General features: G+C 41.1%; 20 protein-coding genes and 2 pseudogenes. 6 read left to right on the forward strand and 16 right to left on the reverse strand.

Annotation, left to right across the window (positions count from 1 at the left end; all coding sequences use genetic code 11):
• Window positions 1–7 precede the first annotated feature (7 nt).
• From HF078_RS14025 to HF078_RS14055, 7 genes and pseudogenes are all read right to left on the reverse strand, one after another.
• Entirely contained in the window at window positions 8–778 is a 771-nt protein-coding gene (locus tag HF078_RS14025) for an ABC transporter ATP-binding protein (protein WP_169291720.1), read from the reverse strand.
• Entirely contained in the window at window positions 775–1,602 is an 828-nt protein-coding gene (locus tag HF078_RS14030) for an ABC transporter ATP-binding protein (protein WP_169291721.1), read from the reverse strand. The genes HF078_RS14025 and HF078_RS14030 overlap by 4 nt, the downstream gene beginning before the upstream one ends.
• A complete protein-coding gene (gene nikC / locus HF078_RS14035; RefSeq protein WP_169291722.1) occupies window positions 1,599–2,453 on the reverse strand; it encodes a nickel transporter permease in 855 nt (284 codons plus the stop codon). The genes HF078_RS14030 and nikC overlap by 4 nt, the downstream gene beginning before the upstream one ends.
• On the reverse strand, window positions 2,453–3,403 hold the full coding sequence (gene nikB, locus HF078_RS14040) for a nickel ABC transporter permease (RefSeq protein WP_169291723.1): 951 nt from the start codon (window positions 3,401–3,403) through the stop codon (window positions 2,453–2,455). Before nikB ends, nikC begins: the two co-directional genes overlap by 1 nt.
• Window positions 3,404–3,467: 64 nt before the next feature.
• Entirely contained in the window at window positions 3,468–5,000 is a 1,533-nt protein-coding gene (nikA, locus tag HF078_RS14045; protein ID WP_169291724.1) for a nickel ABC transporter substrate-binding protein, read from the reverse strand.
• 18 nt (window positions 5,001–5,018) lie between these two features.
• Window positions 5,019–5,891, reverse strand: coding sequence for a DMT family transporter (locus HF078_RS14050; RefSeq protein WP_169291725.1), 873 nt, complete (start codon window positions 5,889–5,891; stop codon window positions 5,019–5,021).
• 243 nt (window positions 5,892–6,134) lie between these two features.
• Window positions 6,135–6,752 (reverse strand): annotated as a pseudogene (locus HF078_RS14055) (HAD family hydrolase).
• Window positions 6,753–6,872: 120 nt separating this feature from the next.
• Here HF078_RS14055 and HF078_RS14060 point away from each other — a divergent pair.
• Window positions 6,873–7,364, forward strand: a complete 492-nt coding sequence (locus tag HF078_RS14060) for a hypothetical protein (protein WP_169291726.1) — start codon at window positions 6,873–6,875, stop codon at window positions 7,362–7,364.
• Between the two features lie 59 nt (window positions 7,365–7,423).
• Window positions 7,424–7,687: pseudogene (locus HF078_RS21305) on the forward strand (SunI/YnzG family protein).
• A 31-nt stretch (window positions 7,688–7,718) separates the two neighbouring features.
• Here the strand turns inward: HF078_RS21305 and HF078_RS14065 are convergent.
• Window positions 7,719–8,546, reverse strand: a complete 828-nt coding sequence (locus HF078_RS14065; RefSeq protein ID WP_169291727.1) for an SPL family radical SAM protein — start codon at window positions 8,544–8,546, stop codon at window positions 7,719–7,721.
• Window positions 8,547–8,646: 100 nt separating this feature from the next.
• Between HF078_RS14065 and HF078_RS14070 the strand changes: the two genes are divergently transcribed.
• Window positions 8,647–8,886: an HPr family phosphocarrier protein gene (locus HF078_RS14070; protein ID WP_169291728.1), complete on the forward strand. Its 240-nt coding sequence runs from the start codon at window positions 8,647–8,649 to the stop codon at window positions 8,884–8,886.
• A gap of 268 nt (window positions 8,887–9,154) precedes the next feature.
• On the opposite strand, the gene HF078_RS14075 is transcribed toward HF078_RS14070, so the two are convergent.
• Both HF078_RS14075 and HF078_RS14080 read right to left on the reverse strand, forming a co-directional pair.
• Window positions 9,155–9,478: a YolD-like family protein gene (locus HF078_RS14075; RefSeq protein WP_169291729.1), complete on the reverse strand. Its 324-nt coding sequence runs from the start codon at window positions 9,476–9,478 to the stop codon at window positions 9,155–9,157.
• Between the two features lie 42 nt (window positions 9,479–9,520).
• Entirely contained in the window at window positions 9,521–10,777 is a 1,257-nt protein-coding gene (locus HF078_RS14080) for a Y-family DNA polymerase (protein ID WP_169291915.1), read from the reverse strand.
• Between the two features lie 182 nt (window positions 10,778–10,959).
• Here HF078_RS14080 and HF078_RS14085 point away from each other — a divergent pair, with 182 nt between their 5' ends.
• A complete protein-coding gene (locus tag HF078_RS14085; RefSeq protein WP_169291730.1) occupies window positions 10,960–11,157 on the forward strand; it encodes a YqzH family protein in 198 nt (65 codons plus the stop codon).
• Between the two features lie 81 nt (window positions 11,158–11,238).
• Window positions 11,239–11,754, forward strand: coding sequence for a hypothetical protein (locus tag HF078_RS14090; protein ID WP_169291731.1), 516 nt, complete (start codon window positions 11,239–11,241; stop codon window positions 11,752–11,754).
• On the opposite strand, the gene HF078_RS14095 is transcribed toward HF078_RS14090, so the two are convergent.
• The 4 genes from HF078_RS14095 to HF078_RS14110 form a co-directional block, all read right to left on the reverse strand.
• Window positions 11,730–12,488, reverse strand: coding sequence for an ankyrin repeat domain-containing protein (locus HF078_RS14095; protein ID WP_169291732.1), 759 nt, complete (start codon window positions 12,486–12,488; stop codon window positions 11,730–11,732). The two genes, HF078_RS14090 and HF078_RS14095, sit on opposite strands and share 25 nt — an antisense overlap.
• 277 nt (window positions 12,489–12,765) lie before the next feature.
• Window positions 12,766–13,365 carry a DUF3221 domain-containing protein gene (locus HF078_RS14100; RefSeq protein WP_169291733.1) on the reverse strand — a complete coding sequence of 200 codons (600 nt, stop codon included), beginning with the start codon at window positions 13,363–13,365 and terminating at the stop codon, window positions 12,766–12,768.
• 51 nt (window positions 13,366–13,416) lie between these two features.
• Window positions 13,417–14,208 (reverse strand): SDR family NAD(P)-dependent oxidoreductase, encoded by a 792-nt coding sequence (locus HF078_RS14105; RefSeq protein WP_169291734.1) that lies wholly within the window; start codon window positions 14,206–14,208, stop codon window positions 13,417–13,419.
• Window positions 14,209–14,211: 3 nt separating this feature from the next.
• The gene (locus HF078_RS14110; RefSeq protein WP_240951761.1) at window positions 14,212–15,189 is read right to left on the reverse strand and encodes an MBL fold metallo-hydrolase; all 978 of its coding nucleotides are present in this window, start codon (window positions 15,187–15,189) and stop codon (window positions 14,212–14,214) included.
• Between the two features lie 558 nt (window positions 15,190–15,747).
• Here HF078_RS14110 and proC point away from each other — a divergent pair.
• On the forward strand, window positions 15,748–16,587 hold the full coding sequence (gene proC, locus HF078_RS14115; protein ID WP_169291735.1) for a pyrroline-5-carboxylate reductase: 840 nt from the start codon (window positions 15,748–15,750) through the stop codon (window positions 16,585–16,587).
• A 59-nt stretch (window positions 16,588–16,646) separates the two neighbouring features.
• Here the strand turns inward: proC and HF078_RS14120 are convergent, their stop codons facing one another.
• The gene (locus HF078_RS14120; RefSeq protein ID WP_169291736.1) at window positions 16,647–18,416 is read right to left on the reverse strand and encodes a S41 family peptidase; all 1,770 of its coding nucleotides are present in this window, start codon (window positions 18,414–18,416) and stop codon (window positions 16,647–16,649) included.
• Between the two features lie 12 nt (window positions 18,417–18,428).
• Window positions 18,429–19,310 (reverse strand): helix-turn-helix transcriptional regulator, encoded by an 882-nt coding sequence (locus HF078_RS14125; RefSeq protein ID WP_169291737.1) that lies wholly within the window; start codon window positions 19,308–19,310, stop codon window positions 18,429–18,431.
• Between the last annotated feature and the right edge of the window lie 78 nt (window positions 19,311–19,388).

Below are 19,388 nucleotides of genomic sequence, written 5' to 3' on the forward strand. Positions count from 1 at the left end.
CTGTCATTTAAAACGAAGCAGCCTTGATCAGCGCCTTCGTATATGGGTGGCGATTATCGTGGTAGAGATCTTCCAACGGGAACCGATCTACCACTTGCCCATCTTTTAAGACGATTATCTGGTTGCATAAGTAGGTGACGGCTCTTATGTCATGCGAAATGAAAAGTATCGTCATTTCTGTTTTTTCTTGAAGGTCTTTTAGTAACTGAAGGATTTGCTTTTGGATGGTAACATCAAGGCTTGCGGTAGGTTCATCACAAATTAGAAGGCCTGGTTCTAGACTAAGTGCCCTTGCAATACTGACACGTTGTTTTTGCCCTCCACTCAACTCCCCTGGGAGCCGCTCCAGGAGATGCGCGTCTAGACCGACCATATCAAGGAGTGTCGTTGCTATTTCTTTGCGGGTTGCCTCTTCTCTTTTTAAGAAAGATGGTTGTACTTCCTTAAAATTATCCAGCGGTTCCATGATACTTTTCCATATTGGAAGCTTGGGATTAAGCGTACTGTTGGCATCCTGGAACACCATTTGGACTTGTCTCCTGTACTCCCGCAACGCATCTTTCTTTTTGGGCATAATTTGATTCCCATTTAATGTTATGTGCCCATCCTTATAAGGTTGAAGACCTAATAAAACCTTTGCAAGCGTACTCTTGCCACTACCGCTTTCTCCTACTATCCCTACACACTCTCCTTTGTTTACAGCGAGGGACACATTGTCTAGAGCTTTTACCCCTTTGGAATAACGGATGGAGAGCTTTTCTACGATTAATTGACTCATATGGATATCACCTTCTCGTTAGTTGGCTTCGACTCGCTTTCTTCTCCTGGTAGAGCCAATAGACAACCGCATAATTTTTTCGTATATGGGTGCTGGTGATAACAGCGAATCACTTCAGGAGTTCCACTTTCTACTATCTCACCCCGTTCCATCACATATATCTTGTCCGTCCGCTTGTATGCTTGGGTAAGATCATGTGTGATCATCAAAACGGCACACCCCGTTTCTTTTCTCATTTTTTCAATGTAATTCAATACCTTTTCTCCGCTCATAACGTCAAGGGCAGTCGTCACCTCATCGCAAATTAGCAACGATGGCTTCAACGCAAGGGACATCGCTATTGCAGCCCTTTGCACCTGTCCTCCACTTAATTGAAAAGGATAACTTCTATAGACTCTTTCCGCTTCCAGTCCCATTTCTGCAAGAACATCCAAAGCCACAGTTCTTGCTTCATTTTTTGATAGAGGATTATGTACCTGTATGGTCTCAACCATTTGTTTTCCTATGGGGATAAAAGGCGTGAAACTTCCTCTATAATCCTGAAAGATGATTGCAATTTCTTTCCCCAACAGCTTACGGTATTCTTGATGCGACAGACCTAATAGATTTCTATTTTTATAGTGAATCTTCCCTGTTGCATTCATCTGTCCTGGTAGCAGGTTCAGGATTGCTCTAGCAGTCATGCTTTTCCCACAACCACTTTCCCCTATCAATCCAACCATTTCTCCTCTAGCAATCTGGAGATTTAATCTGCTGATGATTGCCTTAGACTCTTTGTGTTTTTCCACAACTAAGTCTTCAATAGTAAGCAACGGTTCACTCATTGATTATCACTGCCCTTTCTAATGTCAAAGTGATCTTTTAATCCGTCTCCCAATAAATTGCATGTTAAGACGGTTACCATGATGGCAAGACCAGGATAAAGCATTAGGGAAGGTACTGCTTGAAAGTATCCTCGTCCTTCATTCAACATTGCCCCCCATTCTGGAATAGGTGGTTGTGCTCCAAGCCCTATGTAAGATAAGGTAGAAATCATGAGTATCACCTTTCCTACGTCAACGGCTGCCATTGCAATGATCTCTGACAATACCTGAGGAAAAAGATGCATGCGAATGGTTTTCCAAGTACTAGAATGAGAAATCTTAGACACAAGAATATACTCTTTTTCCTTTTCTGCCATAACCAAACTTCGCACCACTCTCGCATACATAATCCACCTGACTAAAATGATGGCAAGCACAATATTGGTCAGGTTCGGACCCAATATGCCGGCTATAGCTATTGCTAGAATAAAATCGGGAAATGCCAAAATTCCATCTATCATTCTCATAAAAACGGCATCTACTTTCCCTCCTATATAACCGGAGATGAGGCCGATTGGAACTCCTATTACAATTGCAAGGAAAATCGCTAGTAAGCCAAGCCCGATAGTTAACTTGGCTCCATACAAAATTCTTGACAGGACATCTCTGCCCATTTGATCTGTTCCAAGCCAATGAATGAATGAAGCCTCTTTTAGCCTATTACCCATATCTATTTGGAAAGGATCGTAGGGAGCTATTGTACTCCCGAACAAAATGACACTAGCCAGTATGGTCGCAAGAATAGAACCAATCACTAGATTAGGATTGCCAAGAAGACTAGTACTTTTCCATTTTATCGTCATGCTTTTCATCAACTCATCTCCTTTCCATGCCTAATCTGTGGATCTATAATCAAATAGAGCAAATCAACCATTAAATTGGTCATGACCACTAAGAGACCTACCACGATAATGTATCCTTGTATTAGCGGATAATCCCGTTGCATCACTGCTTGAACAATCATTTCTCCCATACCTGGCCAGGAGAATAGTATCTCAATTACGGTGATCCCTCCGAGAAGACTGCCAATACTCAACCCAAACATAGTGACAAGCGGAACAAGACTACCTCTTAATGCATGAACTAAAAGGATTCTTCCCTTACCCAATCCCCGAGCATAAGCTGATTCGATATATGTACTTTGCAAGGTAGAAATGAGTCTTTCCCTCAGTAATTTTATATATAAAGGCGCCATGGCAATCCCCAGTGTGATAGAAGGCAGGACAAAGTGTGCAAGTGTCCCCCTTCCCATAACTGGCAACAGGTTCCACTTTAATGAAAAGAAGTAGATGAGTAGTAACCCCAGCCAAAAGCTAGGGATAGATGCACCGAGTATGGCAAACCACCTGCTAAAATAATCAGGCCACCTTCCTTCATATACCGCCCCTAGCACACCAAGTGGCACAGCAATTACAAATAGGGCTATCAAGCCTCCAATGGACAAAGCGAAAGTTGCGGGGAGTTTATCTAGAATAATATCCAATACTGGTCGTTTGGATAGTATAGATTCTCCAAAATCCAATTGCGCTACATTCCTTAACCATTGAACATATTGGATGACAATCGGTTTATCAAATCCATATTCCTTCATAACCCTTTCCTTATCCTCAGTGGTGGATATAACATCATCCACTTTCAATAATGCCCTTACCGGGTCTCCCGGGGTTATTTTCATCAGGACAAATGTTGCGAAGGAAAGAATCAAAATCATAATAATCAATTGAAACAGCCTTGAACCGATAATAGAAATTGCCTGTCGCATTTTTCCACCCGTTTCTATGCATGAAGAAAAGTGAAAGCATCTAGGATACTTTCACTTCATCATTTTATTTTACATCCATCTTGTTTGTTATTAGATAATATTCCTCTGATCCTGGCTCCCAATCTTTGATTCTATCATTTACCCCTACGATAATGTGCGGGTGCAAGATGAAGGAATGAGGAACCTCCTTCTGAATGATATTCACAGCTTCTTTCTGTAGTTCTATTCTCTTTTCTGAATCTGCTGTAGTGTTTAGTTGTTGGGTTAGTTTGTTTAATTCCGGAATATTAATTTGGCCAGGATTTAACGCTCCCTCTGGTAGATAAGCTACATTAAGGAAATAACCTCCATCCCCACGAGGAGCTGTCAGGTTAGAGTATGTCACCATATCCCATTCATCTTGTTGCTCCCATAAATAACTATCAATGTTTTCAATGGTGACAATTTCTATATTCATCCCGACAGATGCCGCTTCCCCTTGAAGGTATTGAGCAAGCAAGGGAAGCTCAGGTCTTCCTGGATACGTGGCCAGTTTTAGAGTAAGCACCTTTCCGTCTTTTTCCATCTTTCCGTCCGCGTTCTTCTGATAGCCCGCCTCTGTTAATAGCTCTTCCGCCTTTTCAGGGTCATAACTGGTTGGTTCCATTTCACCCGCAAATGCAAAGTTAGGATTAAATGGGCCAGCCGCCTCTGTTGCGTGACCATCCATAATTTCCTCTACTGCCACTGGACGATTCACTAATAGGTCCATTGCTTTTCTCACATTTACATCCTGCAATGCAGGGTTAGTATTGTTATAGAGTAAAAAATGAACACGAAGGCTTGGGACCGACTCAACCCTTAGTTTATCGTTGCTTTCAATTGGCTCCAACGACTCGGGAGGAAGATGATAGGCAATATCTGCTTCACCAGATTGAAGGGCGAGTGCCCTAACGTTTCCATCTGAATTAAATTTGATTTTCACTTGCTCCAACTTGGCTGCTCCGTCCCAATAATCTTCATACCTTTCTAAGTTCACTTCCGTTTCTGAGATGAAACTTTCGACTTTAAATGGTCCAGTCGCTATCGGCTGCTCCCCAATGTTTTCAGCATCCGCTTTAATGATGGAGGTATTTGTATGTACTAACTCTGAAAGAAAGGCCGGATATTCATCTGTGTTGACGAACGTTATCTCCTGACCGTCCGCTTCCATTGACTCGATTTTCAAACTAGATGAAATTGCTTCATTCGTTTCCAGCACCCGTTCAAAGGAAGCTTTCACTGCTTCTCCATCCACTGGTGACCCATCATGAAAGGTGACACCTTCCCTAATTTTGAATGTCCAGGTTTTTTCATCTTTTCTCTCCCATGCTTCTGCCAGCCAAGGCTGAATATCCAGGTTGTCATCAATTCGAACCAATGTTTCTGCCACTCCAGCACGCACTCCCATCCAATCCTGATGCGGATCCATTGTTTCCGAAGCAAAACTGAATAGCATCGTTACAGACTTTTCACTAGATTCTTTTGATGTTGTCTTTTCATTTGCACTACTGCAACCTGTAATGATTAATAACATGACGATTAAAATGGAAAATACCAATGACTTTTTTGATTTCATATTTTTCTCTCCTTTTACCTATTCAGCCTTAACAAGACTCGGTTTGATCTTAGCTTCAGGCATTTTCTGTCTTGAAAGCACAATGGATGCACCAATGATTAATGCACCGCCAACTAATGAGAGAACACTTAATGTCTCTCCCCAAAAAACAAATCCCCACATTACATTAAAGAAAATTCCTATGTATCGAACTACCTCTACTACCATGATATTTTCATGGGTAAAAGCACTCGTTAATACGAGCTGTCCGATTAGTGACACCACTCCGATACAGAGTAAATAGAACCATCCAAGAGGCGTCGGCCACACAAACTCATTCCACATGAGAGGGAGAGAAACTAGTGTACCTGATGCCAGAAAATAAAAAACAATTTCATACCTATGATGGCTTGTGCTCAAATAACGAATCGAGGTAGCTGCACATGCCGCTAAAAAAGCGCTAAGAACACCGACTAGTGCATAAACAGTGTACGAATCATAACTAAGTGGGTTTATCAAAAACATTGCACCCACAATGAATATAGGAAACAACATAAACATGTTCCTGTTCATTTTCTCTTTCAAAAAATAACCGGATAGTATGATGGCAAAGAACGGCGATAAATGCGCAAGAATGCTGGCATCCCCAAGAGGAATGTGAGCAATGGTAAAAAAATAAGCCAACAGATAAAGTGCTCCAAGTGCTCCACGTAACACCAGCATCGGAACACCGCTTTTAGAAAACGCCACATCTGCTTTTCTCATAAGGAAAAAAATAAGAAATGCTCCTATAAAGCTACGAAAAAATACTATTTCAGACACTGGAATGGTTTCACTCGCAGCTTTTACAAAAACATTCATGATGCTAAATGTTAATGATGATGCAATGGCAAGTAGGATCCCTTTGTTCAATACTCCCCCTCCTTGAAAAGCCCTTACACATTTCTACAAAACGGTATTATTACGATTTAAATACCAAACCGATCCGGTCTATTCAGAAATTCACCTTACAAAACGTAAAGATTACTATTTACGAACTTCACTATACACCTCCCGTTTTAAACCGTCAATAACAATTTTTTAACTACACGTATTGATGCATAATAAAAAACCTTGAAAGACTGAACATCCTCAAGGTTTTAATATGATTTACGTCTAAAATATTGTTTGAAGTTCACGTAGTGAATGAATGATATAATCATATTCTTCCACTTCTCCAAACCCATAGTTAGCGTAGACAAAAGGAATGCCAGCTGCCTTCGCTGCCTGTTGGTCTCCTAGCGTATCTCCTATATAAACAGGGCTTTTAAGTTGATTGCGTTCTATGATTAATTTTATATTTTCACCTTTTGAGAGCCCTGTTCTTCCTGGATTCTCATAGTCAATGAAATACGTCTCCAATTGATGATAGTTATAAAAAGCTTCTATGTACCCTTCTTGGCAGTTACTCACGATAAAAAGTTTGTACTTTTGAGATAAGCTCTCTAACACTTCTTCTAATTGTTCGTAGAGCTAACCTCCTTTTTGCTCTAGAAGCACTCTCTCCGCTTCGCAACATTTGTTCGACAATTGAGCACGATACTTTTCTTCCATATCTGGAAAGAGAATCTTTTCTATTTCATGCATTTGCAACCCCATGGTTGTTTTGAAATCATCACTTGTTAACTCTTTCTCGATCTTATCATCATTTTTCAGAATCTCATTCCAAGCAACCAGTACTGTTTCGCGTGAATCCCATAATGTACCGTCTAAATCAAAAATAATGCTGTCCATTTGTTATCCTCCTTTTTTTCTTATTACTATTTTTCTATTGTATCGTATTTTTACATTTTTCTGCGAATAACAGTAACCTTCTTCCAATTTTATCGTCTGTATAGAATAGGTGGTTATTAAATGAAACGCATTTACATTATATGGTTGCCAATTTTATTCTTCATTTCTGCTTGCAGTTACGATGAAGATGTTAGTTCTCAAGTCATGCCTTGTGATTTTGAATTCAGCCTTATATACGGTACCTATGGCAAACAAAAAGTGGATACTTTTAATGATATGATAATTAAAGATCTTGTGATAGACGGCACCATAGAAGCTGAGATACCTTTAACAGTCGAAGAGAAAGAGCTTATTTATAATGAAATGTTAAAAATAAACATAATGGGGGATTTGGATATTGGTAGGGAGCTTCAGTGTGCAATAGAACCTCCTTCATTCACGTCTTGGCACATCCAAATGAACGGGGAGACGAAGGAGTTTTCATATACTAATTTTTGTGAGTATGATGGAGACGCTAAAAATCTGATGAACCTCGAGAACTACATACATAAATTAGTTGCAGCCAAGGAGAAGTATCAGGAGCTACCTGATTTAAATGGCGGGTATGAATAAAAATGAAACTTCCCTCCTTGTCTTCCGTATTAATTACTAGATAGATTGGAGTGTTAGGTATGGAAGTTAAGATTACCAAAAGTGGGGAAGATCTAATCATTAAATGGCAGTTTAGTACTATTAATGTTCCTCTCTCTTCTATTATATCGGTCGAAAATGATCCCACATAAAGCAGGACTGATAAACATGCTCTTCGTGTCGGGTTTCCATCAGGTCATACTGACAGAGTAGTGATACATACGAAATCGGATACCTACTTAATTTTCACAAGTAACGGTGGTTTAAGAGACAAAATTCGGTCTTATATTTCATCAAAAGCTTAGGGTCCTTGTCATCCTAAGCTTTTGAATTCCACTATACTTTAGGCGGAAAGAACCCCTCCGGACTTCGGATGACTTGTTCTTCAGGAAATACTGTTCGCATTACCTCGAAAACCTCCTGTTGCACATTTCCTTCCACCCACTTCGCCTTTTCTCCCGTATCATATTTCTCATATACACCTAATCTGGCCGTTCGCTTGCCTCCACTTCCGTCCCCTGTAAAATCATCCACACACACCCTATCCACTATCCCTTTCAGATTTAACGCAAATTCTTCGGAAAATGTCAAGGCTGGTGCAATAGCTACTTGGACTGGTATACCTTCCTTATGTAACGTTTTTAGTGCTTTTAGCCTTGCCGGTATGGGTGGAGCTGCTGGTGAAAACCTTTTACGTACCTCTTCTAGGTCAGTTTCTATCGTGATGCTTACCATTACGCGGTCTCCTAATTTCTTTAGGAGGTCGATGTCTCTTGTCACCAATGGGCTTCTTGTTTGAACAAAAAGAAAGTCAGGAGGTTCTTCTGTCATTATTTCTAAAAGGGTTCGGGTAACCTCTTCCTTTTGTTCCACCGGTTGATAAGGATCAGTACTAGATGACATAAAAATGCTGATGGGCTGCTCTTTTTTCCTTAAAAGCTGCATTTCTTTGGCGAGCTTTTCTTTCACATCTTTTTTCACATCCACCCATGTGCCCCACTCTTGTTTGCGGAACAAACCAACAGGGCTTTGCCTTACATAACAATAAGAACAACCGAAGGCACAGCCGATATAGGGGTTAAGGGTGTGGGTATAGCCTTTCAGAAAGCCGCTCGCTTTCGTCAAAAGTTTTTGTGGGGTCTTCTCCGTTACTTCCACTCTCATCCTTTTTCTCCCTCTTCCATGATATCAATATTTTTCTCTTGTTGTTTCCATCATTTTCTTTATACTTAAAAGTATTACAATACAAAAGGGGTAGATACATATGGTACTTACAGTTTTAAAACCTATTTTTGCCGAGTCTGCAAGCAATCTAGTGAATACAATCAGTTCTTATTCTGGAACGGTTTTATTTAAAAAAGAACATTGGGTAGTGGATGCAAAAAGCTTGCTTGGTGTTTTGGCGCTTGCCCTTCAGCCAGGACAGGAAGTGGAAGTTACTTCTGATGAAGGCGAAGAAGTATTTGAGGCAATCTTGTCGCTTGGGTACTTTGAAAAGAAATAATAATGGATCATCCTTCCTCGTTTATTGGGAAGGATGTTTTTGTTTGGCTGTTTTCTAAAAATAATGTTGTTCGCTATAAAATTTTACCGTTCCTTTTCGCTGCAGTCACTCGCTTTCCGCGGGGCGGTGCTTGAACCTCCCTCACAATGCTTCAGGGGTTTCAAGTCTACCGGTACCTTCCGCCGGAGTCGAGTGCCTTCCGCTTCAATTCACTTATCTGTATAAAGCTTCTTGAAAGCAACAAAATTTGTGAAAACAGCCTGTTTTATCAAGAAATATCCAAAATGTCATCTACACATAAACAGCCTGTTTCGCCGAATTTATCCACCACATGCAAGCGCCTATGGTAGGCATCGAGATGGTGTACCGCTCCTACAAACAGATGGTATCTTCTTTTTTCATAATAGGTAATGGTTACTTCTTTACCCGTTTCCATCGCTTCGCAAAACAGCTCATTCATTTCTTCGAGCCGCTGTTCATCAATCTCCGGCTTGGTTTGGTATAAATCCTCTTTGGTCCAATCGCGCAGCATTTTGACATGCTCCGGCAGCATCATGGACGTCCATTTAATGGTTCCGCGATCTCGTATCATTCATAAACATCCTTTCTTACGTTTCTAGCTATAGCAAATTCTCTACGCCTTATGCCCACCAACCAACCTACTTCGGTGCACCGCAGTTCCGGCATTGGTATAGGACACAGCCCGCAATAGCGCATTGGTTCCGTATTTTCCGCGGATGGTGTCCATTACATAGCCCAGTTCGCGTTTTTTCGGCTGTTCGAGTTCAAACAGGCTCAGTTGCATTTCGCTATCCTCCACAATATTGGAGAGCGAGACGGCAATTTTCCGAACGGTTTTTGGTTCATAATTTTCCTCAAATAGTTCGAGGCAGGTACGATATAAGTCCATGGTGACGTTGCTTGCTCGTTCCATCGTTCGGGAGCGGTAGAACCCTCCGCCAAGTTCATCGCGGCTGTAGCCAATTCCAAGACTAATAGTACGTCCGGCTTTTCGGTGATGCCGTGTTCTTCTGGCGACTTCCTCACAGATTTCCAAAATGACTTGTTTCACTTCTTTTGGGTCTGTATAGTCTCGCATTAAAATCTGACTTTTTCCAAAGCTGATCTGCCCTTGAATAATGGGGGCGCCAAGCTCTGATAAATCAATCCCCCAGGCGTGATGGTACAACTGATTCCCCATCACACCGAATTTTTTCTCCAGCAGCTCGAGGGGGTAATTAGCGAGCTGTCCAACATTGAAAATTCCCATTCGGTTTAATGTTTTTTGTACTCTGGATCCAATTCCCCACATTTCACTTAAGGGGGAAAGCGGCCAGAGTTTTGTTTTTACATCGTCATAGGTCCACTCAGCTATGCCTTTCTTTTTCGCTTCAAGATCCAGGCAAAGTTTGGACATGAGCATATTTGGACCAATTCCGATGGCGCATGGAAGCTGAAATTCCCGCTCCATGTCCTCTTTGATTTTTTCAGCAATCGTGGTTGCATCTCCCCAAAGTGCCTCTACCCCGTCGACTTGCAAGAAGCTTTCGTCGACACTATAGGTGTGGATGGCGTCCTTTGGGACATATCGATTGAAAAGTCGTGTGATTTCTGTGGAAATGCGCAGGTAGGTTGCCATCTTGGGATTTACAATATGAATGCGTTTGTCATTCGGAATTTCAAACCGACGTGAGCCCGTCTTAATTCCAAACTCCTTTTTCAGCATGGGAGAAGCTGCAAGTACAACGCTCCCCTGTCGCTCCGTATCCCCAACCACTGCCAAATAGCAGGTGAGCGGATCAAGACCCATCATTACTGCAGAGCAGCTGGCATAAAAACTTTTCATATCTACACATAAAATCTTGTTGTTTGGCATCTTGCTGTAATCCATGTCCACGACCTTCACACCTCACTAAAACAGAAAGTATGTTCGCATTAGTAGTATACACCCAATAATAAGCGAATATACGTTCGGTTTCAATGGTAAATTCCACTACATATTTCGACAAATGTCTTTTTCATATGCTTGTTAAGTGGGTAAAACCCTTATAATAAAGGAAATGAGGTGACGACGTGGAGAGAAATTTAGTAAAAAAAATGATTCGAAATTGCTTTATTCAATATCAGCATGGTTTTGAGTCTGTTCCGCTTAGTGAGGGAGAGTACGAAAAAATGGCAGAGGAAGTAAGCAGAGTAGTTGCCGAAAATCCCGCTTCAGATGTGTTTGATGTGGTCAATGATGTGGTGTATGAATATTTGAGCAAGTGGTAAGCGCACCCGACAAAATAATTCATAAATCCGATGTAGTTACACAAGATAAAAGAAGAGTTCATCTAGAAAAGGAGCGACATCATGAAGAAAAAGCCTGTACTCGTATTATGGATAATGGTATTCATCTCCATTCTGACACTCCCTTTTCTTGGGTGGAAGCACTTTAAACGTTTTTTGCCCGGAACATTATTTATGTCTATATTAATTGCATTAGAAAGCATTGTGGCCGAGAAGTATAAATGGTGGGCTATTTATAAAAAAATCCCGCCATATTTTGTGAATGAGTTTGCATTTATAATCGGACCGTTTTTTGCTGGCTCTCTGTGGATATTACGTCTAACATATGGACGATTTTACTTGTACTTATTATTGAATGCAGTCGTAGATGCCATATTTGTATATCCAATATACGTATTATTTAAGAATATGGGGATATTTGAGTTAAAAAAAATGAACAGCCATCAGCTATATGGACTATTTTTAATAAAAGCCTTATTGATGTACGGATTTCAGGCTCTGTGGGAGAAGTACGTCCGTAAGAGTTCAACCAAAGAACCTGAACAAGAAAGACCTTACACCATATCCCCTGCAGAGTGAGCACCCTTCTCACGGAGCCACTCAATTAGCCTCACATCTGTGTTTTTGCGAACAGCTGCATCCAATGGAGTAAGTCGGTCATAACCAATCCAATTAAGATTTGCTCCTTGGCCGAGAAGGTACTCTGCCACCATAAACTGACCACCGTGGCAAGCCAACCAGAAGGCCTGAGTGGTTTCAAATGAAGAAGGAATATGTTTTTCTTCATAGTATGCTTTCACTTCATCCAGCATCCCCAGTCCCGCTGAATTCCAGAGCTTGGTTTGTGCCCCATTCTCTACTAACAGGCGGGCTGCATTCCACTGGCCAAATGCTACTGCATCGTCTAATGGGGTGCCTTCCGCGATTACTGCTCCTGTGGCATTTATGTCCGCACCAGCATCCAGAAGCGTCTGAAGAACTTCTACGTCATTACTGCTGGCAGCCCAATGAAGGGGAGTTTCCGTGTGATGACCGGTAAATCTAGCATCCACCTCTGCTCCCGCTTCCACTAATGTGCGAACGATTGTTGATCCGTTCGGAAAGTGACCCGGCCAATCGGTGGCCACATGAAGCAATGTGCGGGACACTCCGAATCCTTCAGAATTTTCATCCTGATAACCTCTTGCGATAATTCTTGCCGTCGAAAGGTGGGGATGATCATGAAGTAAACGTTTAAGCACTGGAACATCGCCGGATTTAATTGATTTAATGACCTCGATACCTAAATCCTCATCTTCTAAAATAAAATTCATATGTATATGCCTCCATTTCATATGTAAGGTTACAAGAAATACCCGTCCTAGACCATTTACTGTCGAAGCAGACTTATTTACAGTCCGTTTTAAGGTAAATACTGTCGGAAACTTTCAGAATACAAGCCAAAGTCACCCATTTACTGTCCAAACTCAAGGTAATACATACCAATCGACAAACTACATCAAACTTCGACAAGCCAACCTCACTAAGAGAACCCTCTCCCTAAACAAAAAAACGCCCTGCACTATTCACACAAGACGTCTCACAAAGGCATTACCCCTCTTTCATTTCCACCTCAATATCCACCGGCTCGCTATCATCTAACAGGTTCTTCAAAGTTACCTTATATAATTGCTCACTCTGTTCAGTCACTTCCTCTACGTGCCACGGATAGCCGGCTTCTACTTCTTCCAATGCCTTGGCAATAGCCTTTTGTTCCATTTCATCCTGGTCTGCATCTACCACCACTCTTATGGCACCAGACTGGGCCGGAAAGGATTCCGCTACAATTCCTGAGTTCCATACAGTCACTTTCATTCCCACTAAAAGATCAGCTGCTTCCAATGGTTCTCCTTCCGAGTTTTCCAATGTCGTGCTTTCTTCAAGGGTGTAAATCGTAGCAGAAATGCCTGAACCGTTGCTACTAGGGTGCTGTCCCGTTACTAAAATCCGTGTTTGACCATTATTTGAAATAGAAACGATATACCCGGTTAAGTCCTCCACTGCCTGTTCCTCGTCATCCGCAGGTTCTTCATTTGGTGCGTCGGAATCCGTGTTGGTCCCTGAGCTGTTATTGTCGTTTCCGCCAGCTGTTCCACAACCGAATAAAAGAAGGAAACAAGCAAGCAATGTCATAAATTTCACTGTTTTCATCTTCTTCTCACCTCTCGCTCTATTGGACGAAAGAAGGATAGAAAGGTTACACTATTTTTGTCGGAAAGCCTTGCCACCTAATTTTTCCACCACTCCAGGAAACACCTGATACAGTTTGCTGGCCATGTTCATCCAGCCAGGAAGATTAATTTCCCGGGTACGAGTGAACATCGCATCTGCTATCCGTTTGGCAACATATTCAGGCTCAAGCATCCACTTTTCCACTTTTTGCTTATAGCTACCTGATGAATCCGCAATATCAAAAAACTCCGTTCTAATTGGACCAGGGTTAACGGATGTTACAAAAATATTAGTATCATATAGCTCCATTCGCATACTATTAGTGAAACCGAGAACAGCATGCTTCGTTGCTGCATACACACTCGACTTTGGTGTGGCAATTTTGCCAGCCTGTGAAGCAATATTGATGATATGACCTTGATTTTGCTCGAGCATGGACGGTAGGACCATCTTTGTACATGCAATCAATCCATACACATTCACCTCAAACATTCCACTCATGTCATCAAGAGAAAGGTCGGCAATTTCATCAAATTTTCCGTATCCAGCATTGTTCACTAACACATCAACCGCAGGAATCTCGGTCAATAATTGCTTGAAAGTTTGCTCGATATCTGTCTGTTTACGTACATCAAGAGGATAAACAGGTGCCTCTATCTGATAATTCAACTTTATCTGGGCTGCAACCTGTTCCAGCTTATCCAAGGATCGTGCCATGAGTACAGGTGTCGCTCCTCGCTTGGCGACCTCAAGAGCAAGTGCTTTCCCAATCCCACCAGAAGCACCGGTTATAACTATATATTTACCTTGAAGACTAGCCATCGTTTACTTCCCTCCTGCCGAATACATATATGGCTTGGATGTTGCATCTTCTATAATCAAGCCCTTTTCAAGAAGATAATCCACCTGACCAATCGTTTCAGAAAGTGTCAGTAGCAGTTGTTTTTCATAGACAGATTTAAAAAGATACTGACAAATTTCATAGGCAGTAGCAGGCTGAGCTTGGAGAAACTTTAAAACCTTATTTGCACGCTTATCCTGTTGTTTCAATCGTGTCTCTAATAACTCCGGGACATTTTCAACAATATCTCCATGTCCTGCTAGCACACGCTGAATTGGCAAACGTCTCATTTTTTCAATAGAGTGAATGTATTCAAGCATGGCTTTCTTCCGTTCCGTTTCGTCCACATAAGGCGGCTCTACCAATGGATTAGGTGAGATATCCGCTAAGATTAAATCTCCACCAATTAAGGTTCCACTCTTTTCATCAAATAGAACGAGATGACTGCTTGCATGACCGGGTGTTTCTATGATCCTCCAATTTGCCAGGCCGTCTAGGCGATCTCCTTCTCCAATGAAAGAAGTGAGCCCCCTGTGGCAAGCAAAACGTAACGGTTTATCAATAGCATTCAAGACAGGATAAAAGCGTTGCTCGACACCCATACGTTCAAACATCTCTTTATAATAAGCTTCATGAGTAGAAAAGTAACGGTGATCCTGCGTCATCCAAGGATGTGCACGCTTGTGCCCGAATACTGGAATATTAGAAGGAAAATAATCCAATAGCCCAACGTGATCTGGGTGATGATGCGTCACTACCACTTGATCAATGTCTAAAACCTTCAGTCCATGACTACTTAACTCACGCTGAAAGATTTCCCAAGCTTCCATCGTTTTCACACCAGCATCCACCAGTGTCACTTTATCCGTAATGATAAGATAGGTATGTACGTCCCCAACCGCAAACGGGGTCGGGATTGTAATTTGTTTGATCTCTTGCTTACAAGAAACGTCGTTCATCATAATCCCCTTTTAATTCGTTTTAGTATGAATATATGTATGAAATGTACAATAAAATTATAACAAAATAATAGACCCAAAAAAGTAATTGAATAACCATTCAATTATAGAATGCACTAAATAAGGAAAAAAAGAAAGGGTTATTCCTCAATAACTAATAAAATTTCCCAGTTCATTTTTTTGAAATAACGTCAAGCCCTATTTAGGATTTTGGGAGCAATTTTCTCCAAAAATTTTATATAATCATGACAAATACCCCCTTGACTTTCCCCCGCTTCCGATAGATAATGTATAAAATTACAAATGATAACGTGACGAATGGGACCAGTAGAAAGCTGCAAGATGACAAGAGATGGAGGTTCACCGGCTGAAAGACCTCCTCATCCCCTGCACTTTTGAACCTACCCAGGAACAATCAGGTAAACCTGATCGTCCTCCCACGATACGGGAATCAAAGCTGGGTTCAACCAACCAATTAAGGTGGTACCGCGGATAAGACCTATCCGTCCTTTTATACAGGACAGATAGGTCTTTTTTTATTCTAAAAGGAGCGTGTTAACGATGAAAATAGCATTTATTGGTGCCGGATCTATGGCTGAAGCGATTATGGCCGGACTGCTGAAACAGGAGATCTGTACAAAAGAGGATATTACGGTAACGAACAAACAGGATCAACAACGTCTGGAAAACCTAGAAAGTAAATATGGAGTAGTCACTTTGGAAAATAAAGAGACCGTAGTGAAAGATGCAGATGTGATCTTCATAGCGATGAAGCCTAAGGACGCAAAAGATGGAATCCAGGCAATAAAATCCTATGTAACAAAAGATCAGCTTATCGTTTCTGTGCTGGCAGGTATTTCGACTGAAGTCATCCAAGACCTTTTCGAACAAGAGCTCCGTGTCATTCGCTCCATGCCAAACACGTCAGCAGCCATTGGACTATCTGCGACTGCGATCGCAAAAGGCTCCTTTGCTACTGAAGAAGACCTGGCGTTAGTACAATCGTTGTTCTCCGCAATCGGTCTATGCACCATAGTGGAAGAAGACCAACTTCATGCAGTAACAGGCGTTTCCGGAAGCGGTCCTGCTTATATCTACTACATTGCAGAGGCGATGGAGAAAGCAGCCTTTGCTCAAGGTTTGGATATGGATGTTGCCAAAAAACTTGTTAGTCAGACATTGATTGGAGCAGCTCATATGCTGCAAGAAACAGATAAAGATGCAGAAGTCTTAAGAAGAGAAGTAACAAGTCCAGGCGGCACAACACAGCGAGGGATTTCATTGCTAGATGAAAGAAAAGTCTCCGAAGCATTTGAGAGCTGTATCGAAGGAGCGACAGAACGTTCTAGAGAAATGGGAGAAGAAATGGCGGAGAAATTGAAGGAGAAGGCGTCGAGCTAATAATTAAGGAAAAGCACTTGGAGATGTATCTGCTCCAAGTGCTTCTCTGTAAAAAGACCTTATTGTTCATTAATAATCTCTATAGCCTTTTCTAATAATTCATCTCTTCCCTCTTTTATTCCTTCGATCGTCGGTGTCATATAGATGTCCGGAATAATTCCGACACGTTGCGTTTCGGTGCCATCCGGATAATACACTCCAATGCCCGTTATAGCTGTTTCTATGCCACCTGGCAGCGTAAAAAAGGACATATTTCCATCTGCTGCAGCCGTAGTACTGCCAATTACCGTTGCATTCTCAGCCGTACGGAAAGCCATCGCGTGGTACTCAGCACTACTTTGGGTGACTTCATTGATAAGAATGACAATTTTACCCTTATAATGTTCGTTATTTTCTTCTCCTACTGTCAGAGGATCTGTCATTGTAAAAAGCCCAGGATGCTCGATACTCCCATTAGTAAACTTGACAAACTCCCTACTATCTGGGAGTAAATATTCTCCCAGACTAAAAACCGTAAATTCAGAAGGGTAACTTCTAAAATCAATAATCATACCTTTTGTCTGATCTAACTCTGATTGATAGTCGTTTAAAAATGAATAAGAAAAATCTCCCATATACATATAAGCAACAGAATTTGAATCCAACAATTGGAACGGCTCTGTTCCATTATGGAAGATATCATATTGATCCACTTCTAGATTATTTTTTGTGAAAACGGCAAGCTCCAGACTTTTCAACTCCCCGTTTCTTTCAATTTCAACAGATAACGATTTTTCATTTGTCCGTAACAGCTTTAGGGCCATGTCCCTTAATTGCGTCTCATAGTTAGAGGCAGGAATATATTTTAATTGAGTTTCTAGTATCTCATCGATGGTTTTTCCATCTATCTTTGTTATTACATCGCCAACTTCAAGTCCCGAACTCTTTCCTTCCTCTTCTTTATAGTATCCTGTCACAACAGGCTTTCCTTCGACAAACGTTAAAATAGCCGGGTGATATCTTTTCCCCCAATACCGTTCAATCACTGAACTAGGGTTCCATATGTTTGCGTGGGTGTCATGTACTCTTGCTATTAATTCTAATGTATTCAGGTGGTATTCCTGTTCATTTTTAGCATGAATTAGTTTTGGAATGAACTCTTTCATGACATCGTCCCAATCCTCGTCAATCAGATACTTGTAAGGAAAATAGTATTCAATAATGTTCCAATACTTATATAAGGAAAGCAAGCGATATTCAGTTTCAGGATAAGGGTGGCGGTATTCCAGTTCGTTCTGAAATACAGGGTTCCCAACACCCTCAGCTAGTGAAACATAGTGATGTAAATCGTTACGTTCACTATTTTTAACAGTTTGCAAGACTCCTTCTAGCTCCTCGCTGAAACCTGACGAGTTCAACCAATCAAGATCCGGCTCCATTTTAATTTTCTCTTCTCCATCCTCAGGTGAAGTGCTTTTTTCCCCTTTAATCTCCCCTAAACTTTCTATCCACTCCACTAATACGGCATCCCTTTCTAAAGAGGAAGTGGCAGATAAAATTTCTGGCAGTATGTAAAAAAGCTCTTGATCCCAATTAAATTCGCCTTCCGCAACATTAGGATGGTAGTATTTCAAAAATCCCCAAATCTTCCCTAAATAAAACAAGTTCTCTTCCAACTCTTTTGAAATACCCTGTGGTTGCTCAATTGTTGCAAAGTTAAAATCATTTTCCAGCTCTCTCTCCTTCGGTGCCTCTTTAACAGCACCTTCAAAGAAACTACAGCCAACAAGTAGAAAACAAAACATACATAACCAAATAGACTTCCCTAACATAAAAATTCTATTTTCCAACCATATCCCCCCTTATTCTTCAAATGTTAGATTGGTAGGCTCCTCCAACAACTGACTAGCAAACTCAATATTAGTTGTTGGTGTATTCTCGTCTACTTCAACAAACTTCAATTCATCTACCCATACTTGCCCGCTACCCACTAAAAGCACTCCAAAGGAGATGGTTGAACTTGTATCAGGAATATCTAAAACAATACTGTAGTGATTCCACTCTGTATTGCCCGTAATCGGTCTGTCGCTCATGTTATCAAATTGAAGGATATCTCTAAGATTGTCGTCCACCCTCATCCAAAATCCGCAATAGGCATCTACTTCACTCGATTTGATAAAACCTGAGAGTTTTAATCTTTTCCCTAAATAATTTTGTGCTTTGAATTGCTGCATCATAGTGGCAAATTCTTCTGCCTTGTGAGCAGTCACAGACTTAAGGTAACCAGATGCCCTCCCTTTATGAAACGTCTCGCGATCAACCCCCATTTTATAATGAAACGGATGACTGCCACTCAGGAACCACCCCTTTAACATCTGTTCATTTTTCAATGCTATCTCCTCCTGTTGATGATGGATACTGCTCATAATCTTCCGGTATTGTCCAGGCGGGAGATTATAAGTTTTTTTAAAAGATCTTGTAAATGATTCCTGAGTCTCGAAGCGGTAAAATAAAGCGATTTCCAAAATGGTATCATTGGAGTAAATGAGCTTTTTAGCTGCATTGGCAATCCGCCTGTAACGGATATATTCCGATGCCGTAACACCGACTTCAGCCTGGAACAATCGCAAGAAATGATATTTGGAGTAACCCGCGACCTTTGATAAATGGGCAAGGGATAAATCTTTATGTAGGTTTTCTTCTATAAAGCCAATCATACTTTTTACTATAGTATCGTTACTCATCTATTGACCTCCTTACCTATATTTTAGCAAACAACAAAGAATCATTTTTGACATTTATTGCTTTTATATCTATTTATC

It is taken from the genome of Bacillus sp. RO2, assembly GCF_012911845.1.
In the GTDB taxonomy this organism is placed as follows: domain Bacteria; phylum Bacillota; class Bacilli; order Bacillales; family Bacillaceae_I; genus Sutcliffiella_A.

What these genes read in the sequence shown, in the direction of transcription:
- HF078_RS14025 (WP_169291720.1), bottom strand. Translation starts at nt 778, where the DNA reads ATGAGTCAATTAATCGTAGAAAAGCTCTCCATCCGTTATTCCAAAGGG.
- HF078_RS14030 (WP_169291721.1), bottom strand. Translation starts at nt 1,602, where the DNA reads ATGAGTGAACCGTTGCTTACTATTGAAGACTTAGTTGTGGAAAAACAC.
- nikC (WP_169291722.1), bottom strand. Translation starts at nt 2,453, where the DNA reads ATGAAAAGCATGACGATAAAATGGAAAAGTACTAGTCTTCTTGGCAAT.
- nikB (WP_169291723.1), bottom strand. Translation starts at nt 3,403, where the DNA reads ATGCGACAGGCAATTTCTATTATCGGTTCAAGGCTGTTTCAATTGATT.
- nikA (WP_169291724.1), bottom strand. Translation starts at nt 5,000, where the DNA reads ATGAAATCAAAAAAGTCATTGGTATTTTCCATTTTAATCGTCATGTTA.
- HF078_RS14060 (WP_169291726.1), top strand. Translation starts at nt 6,873, where the DNA reads ATGAAACGCATTTACATTATATGGTTGCCAATTTTATTCTTCATTTCT.
- HF078_RS14065 (WP_169291727.1), bottom strand. Translation starts at nt 8,546, where the DNA reads ATGAGAGTGGAAGTAACGGAGAAGACCCCACAAAAACTTTTGACGAAA.
- HF078_RS14070 (WP_169291728.1), top strand. Translation starts at nt 8,647, where the DNA reads ATGGTACTTACAGTTTTAAAACCTATTTTTGCCGAGTCTGCAAGCAAT.
- HF078_RS14075 (WP_169291729.1), bottom strand. Translation starts at nt 9,478, where the DNA reads ATGATACGAGATCGCGGAACCATTAAATGGACGTCCATGATGCTGCCG.
- HF078_RS14080 (WP_169291915.1), bottom strand. Translation starts at nt 10,777, where the DNA reads ATGGATTACAGCAAGATGCCAAACAACAAGATTTTATGTGTAGATATG.
- HF078_RS14090 (WP_169291731.1), top strand. Translation starts at nt 11,239, where the DNA reads ATGAAGAAAAAGCCTGTACTCGTATTATGGATAATGGTATTCATCTCC.
- HF078_RS14095 (WP_169291732.1), bottom strand. Translation starts at nt 12,488, where the DNA reads ATGAATTTTATTTTAGAAGATGAGGATTTAGGTATCGAGGTCATTAAA.
- HF078_RS14100 (WP_169291733.1), bottom strand. Translation starts at nt 13,365, where the DNA reads ATGAAAACAGTGAAATTTATGACATTGCTTGCTTGTTTCCTTCTTTTA.
- HF078_RS14105 (WP_169291734.1), bottom strand. Translation starts at nt 14,208, where the DNA reads ATGGCTAGTCTTCAAGGTAAATATATAGTTATAACCGGTGCTTCTGGT.
- HF078_RS14110 (WP_240951761.1), bottom strand. Translation starts at nt 15,189, where the DNA reads ATGATGAACGACGTTTCTTGTAAGCAAGAGATCAAACAAATTACAATC.
- proC (WP_169291735.1), top strand. Translation starts at nt 15,748, where the DNA reads ATGAAAATAGCATTTATTGGTGCCGGATCTATGGCTGAAGCGATTATG.
- HF078_RS14125 (WP_169291737.1), bottom strand. Translation starts at nt 19,310, where the DNA reads ATGAGTAACGATACTATAGTAAAAAGTATGATTGGCTTTATAGAAGAA.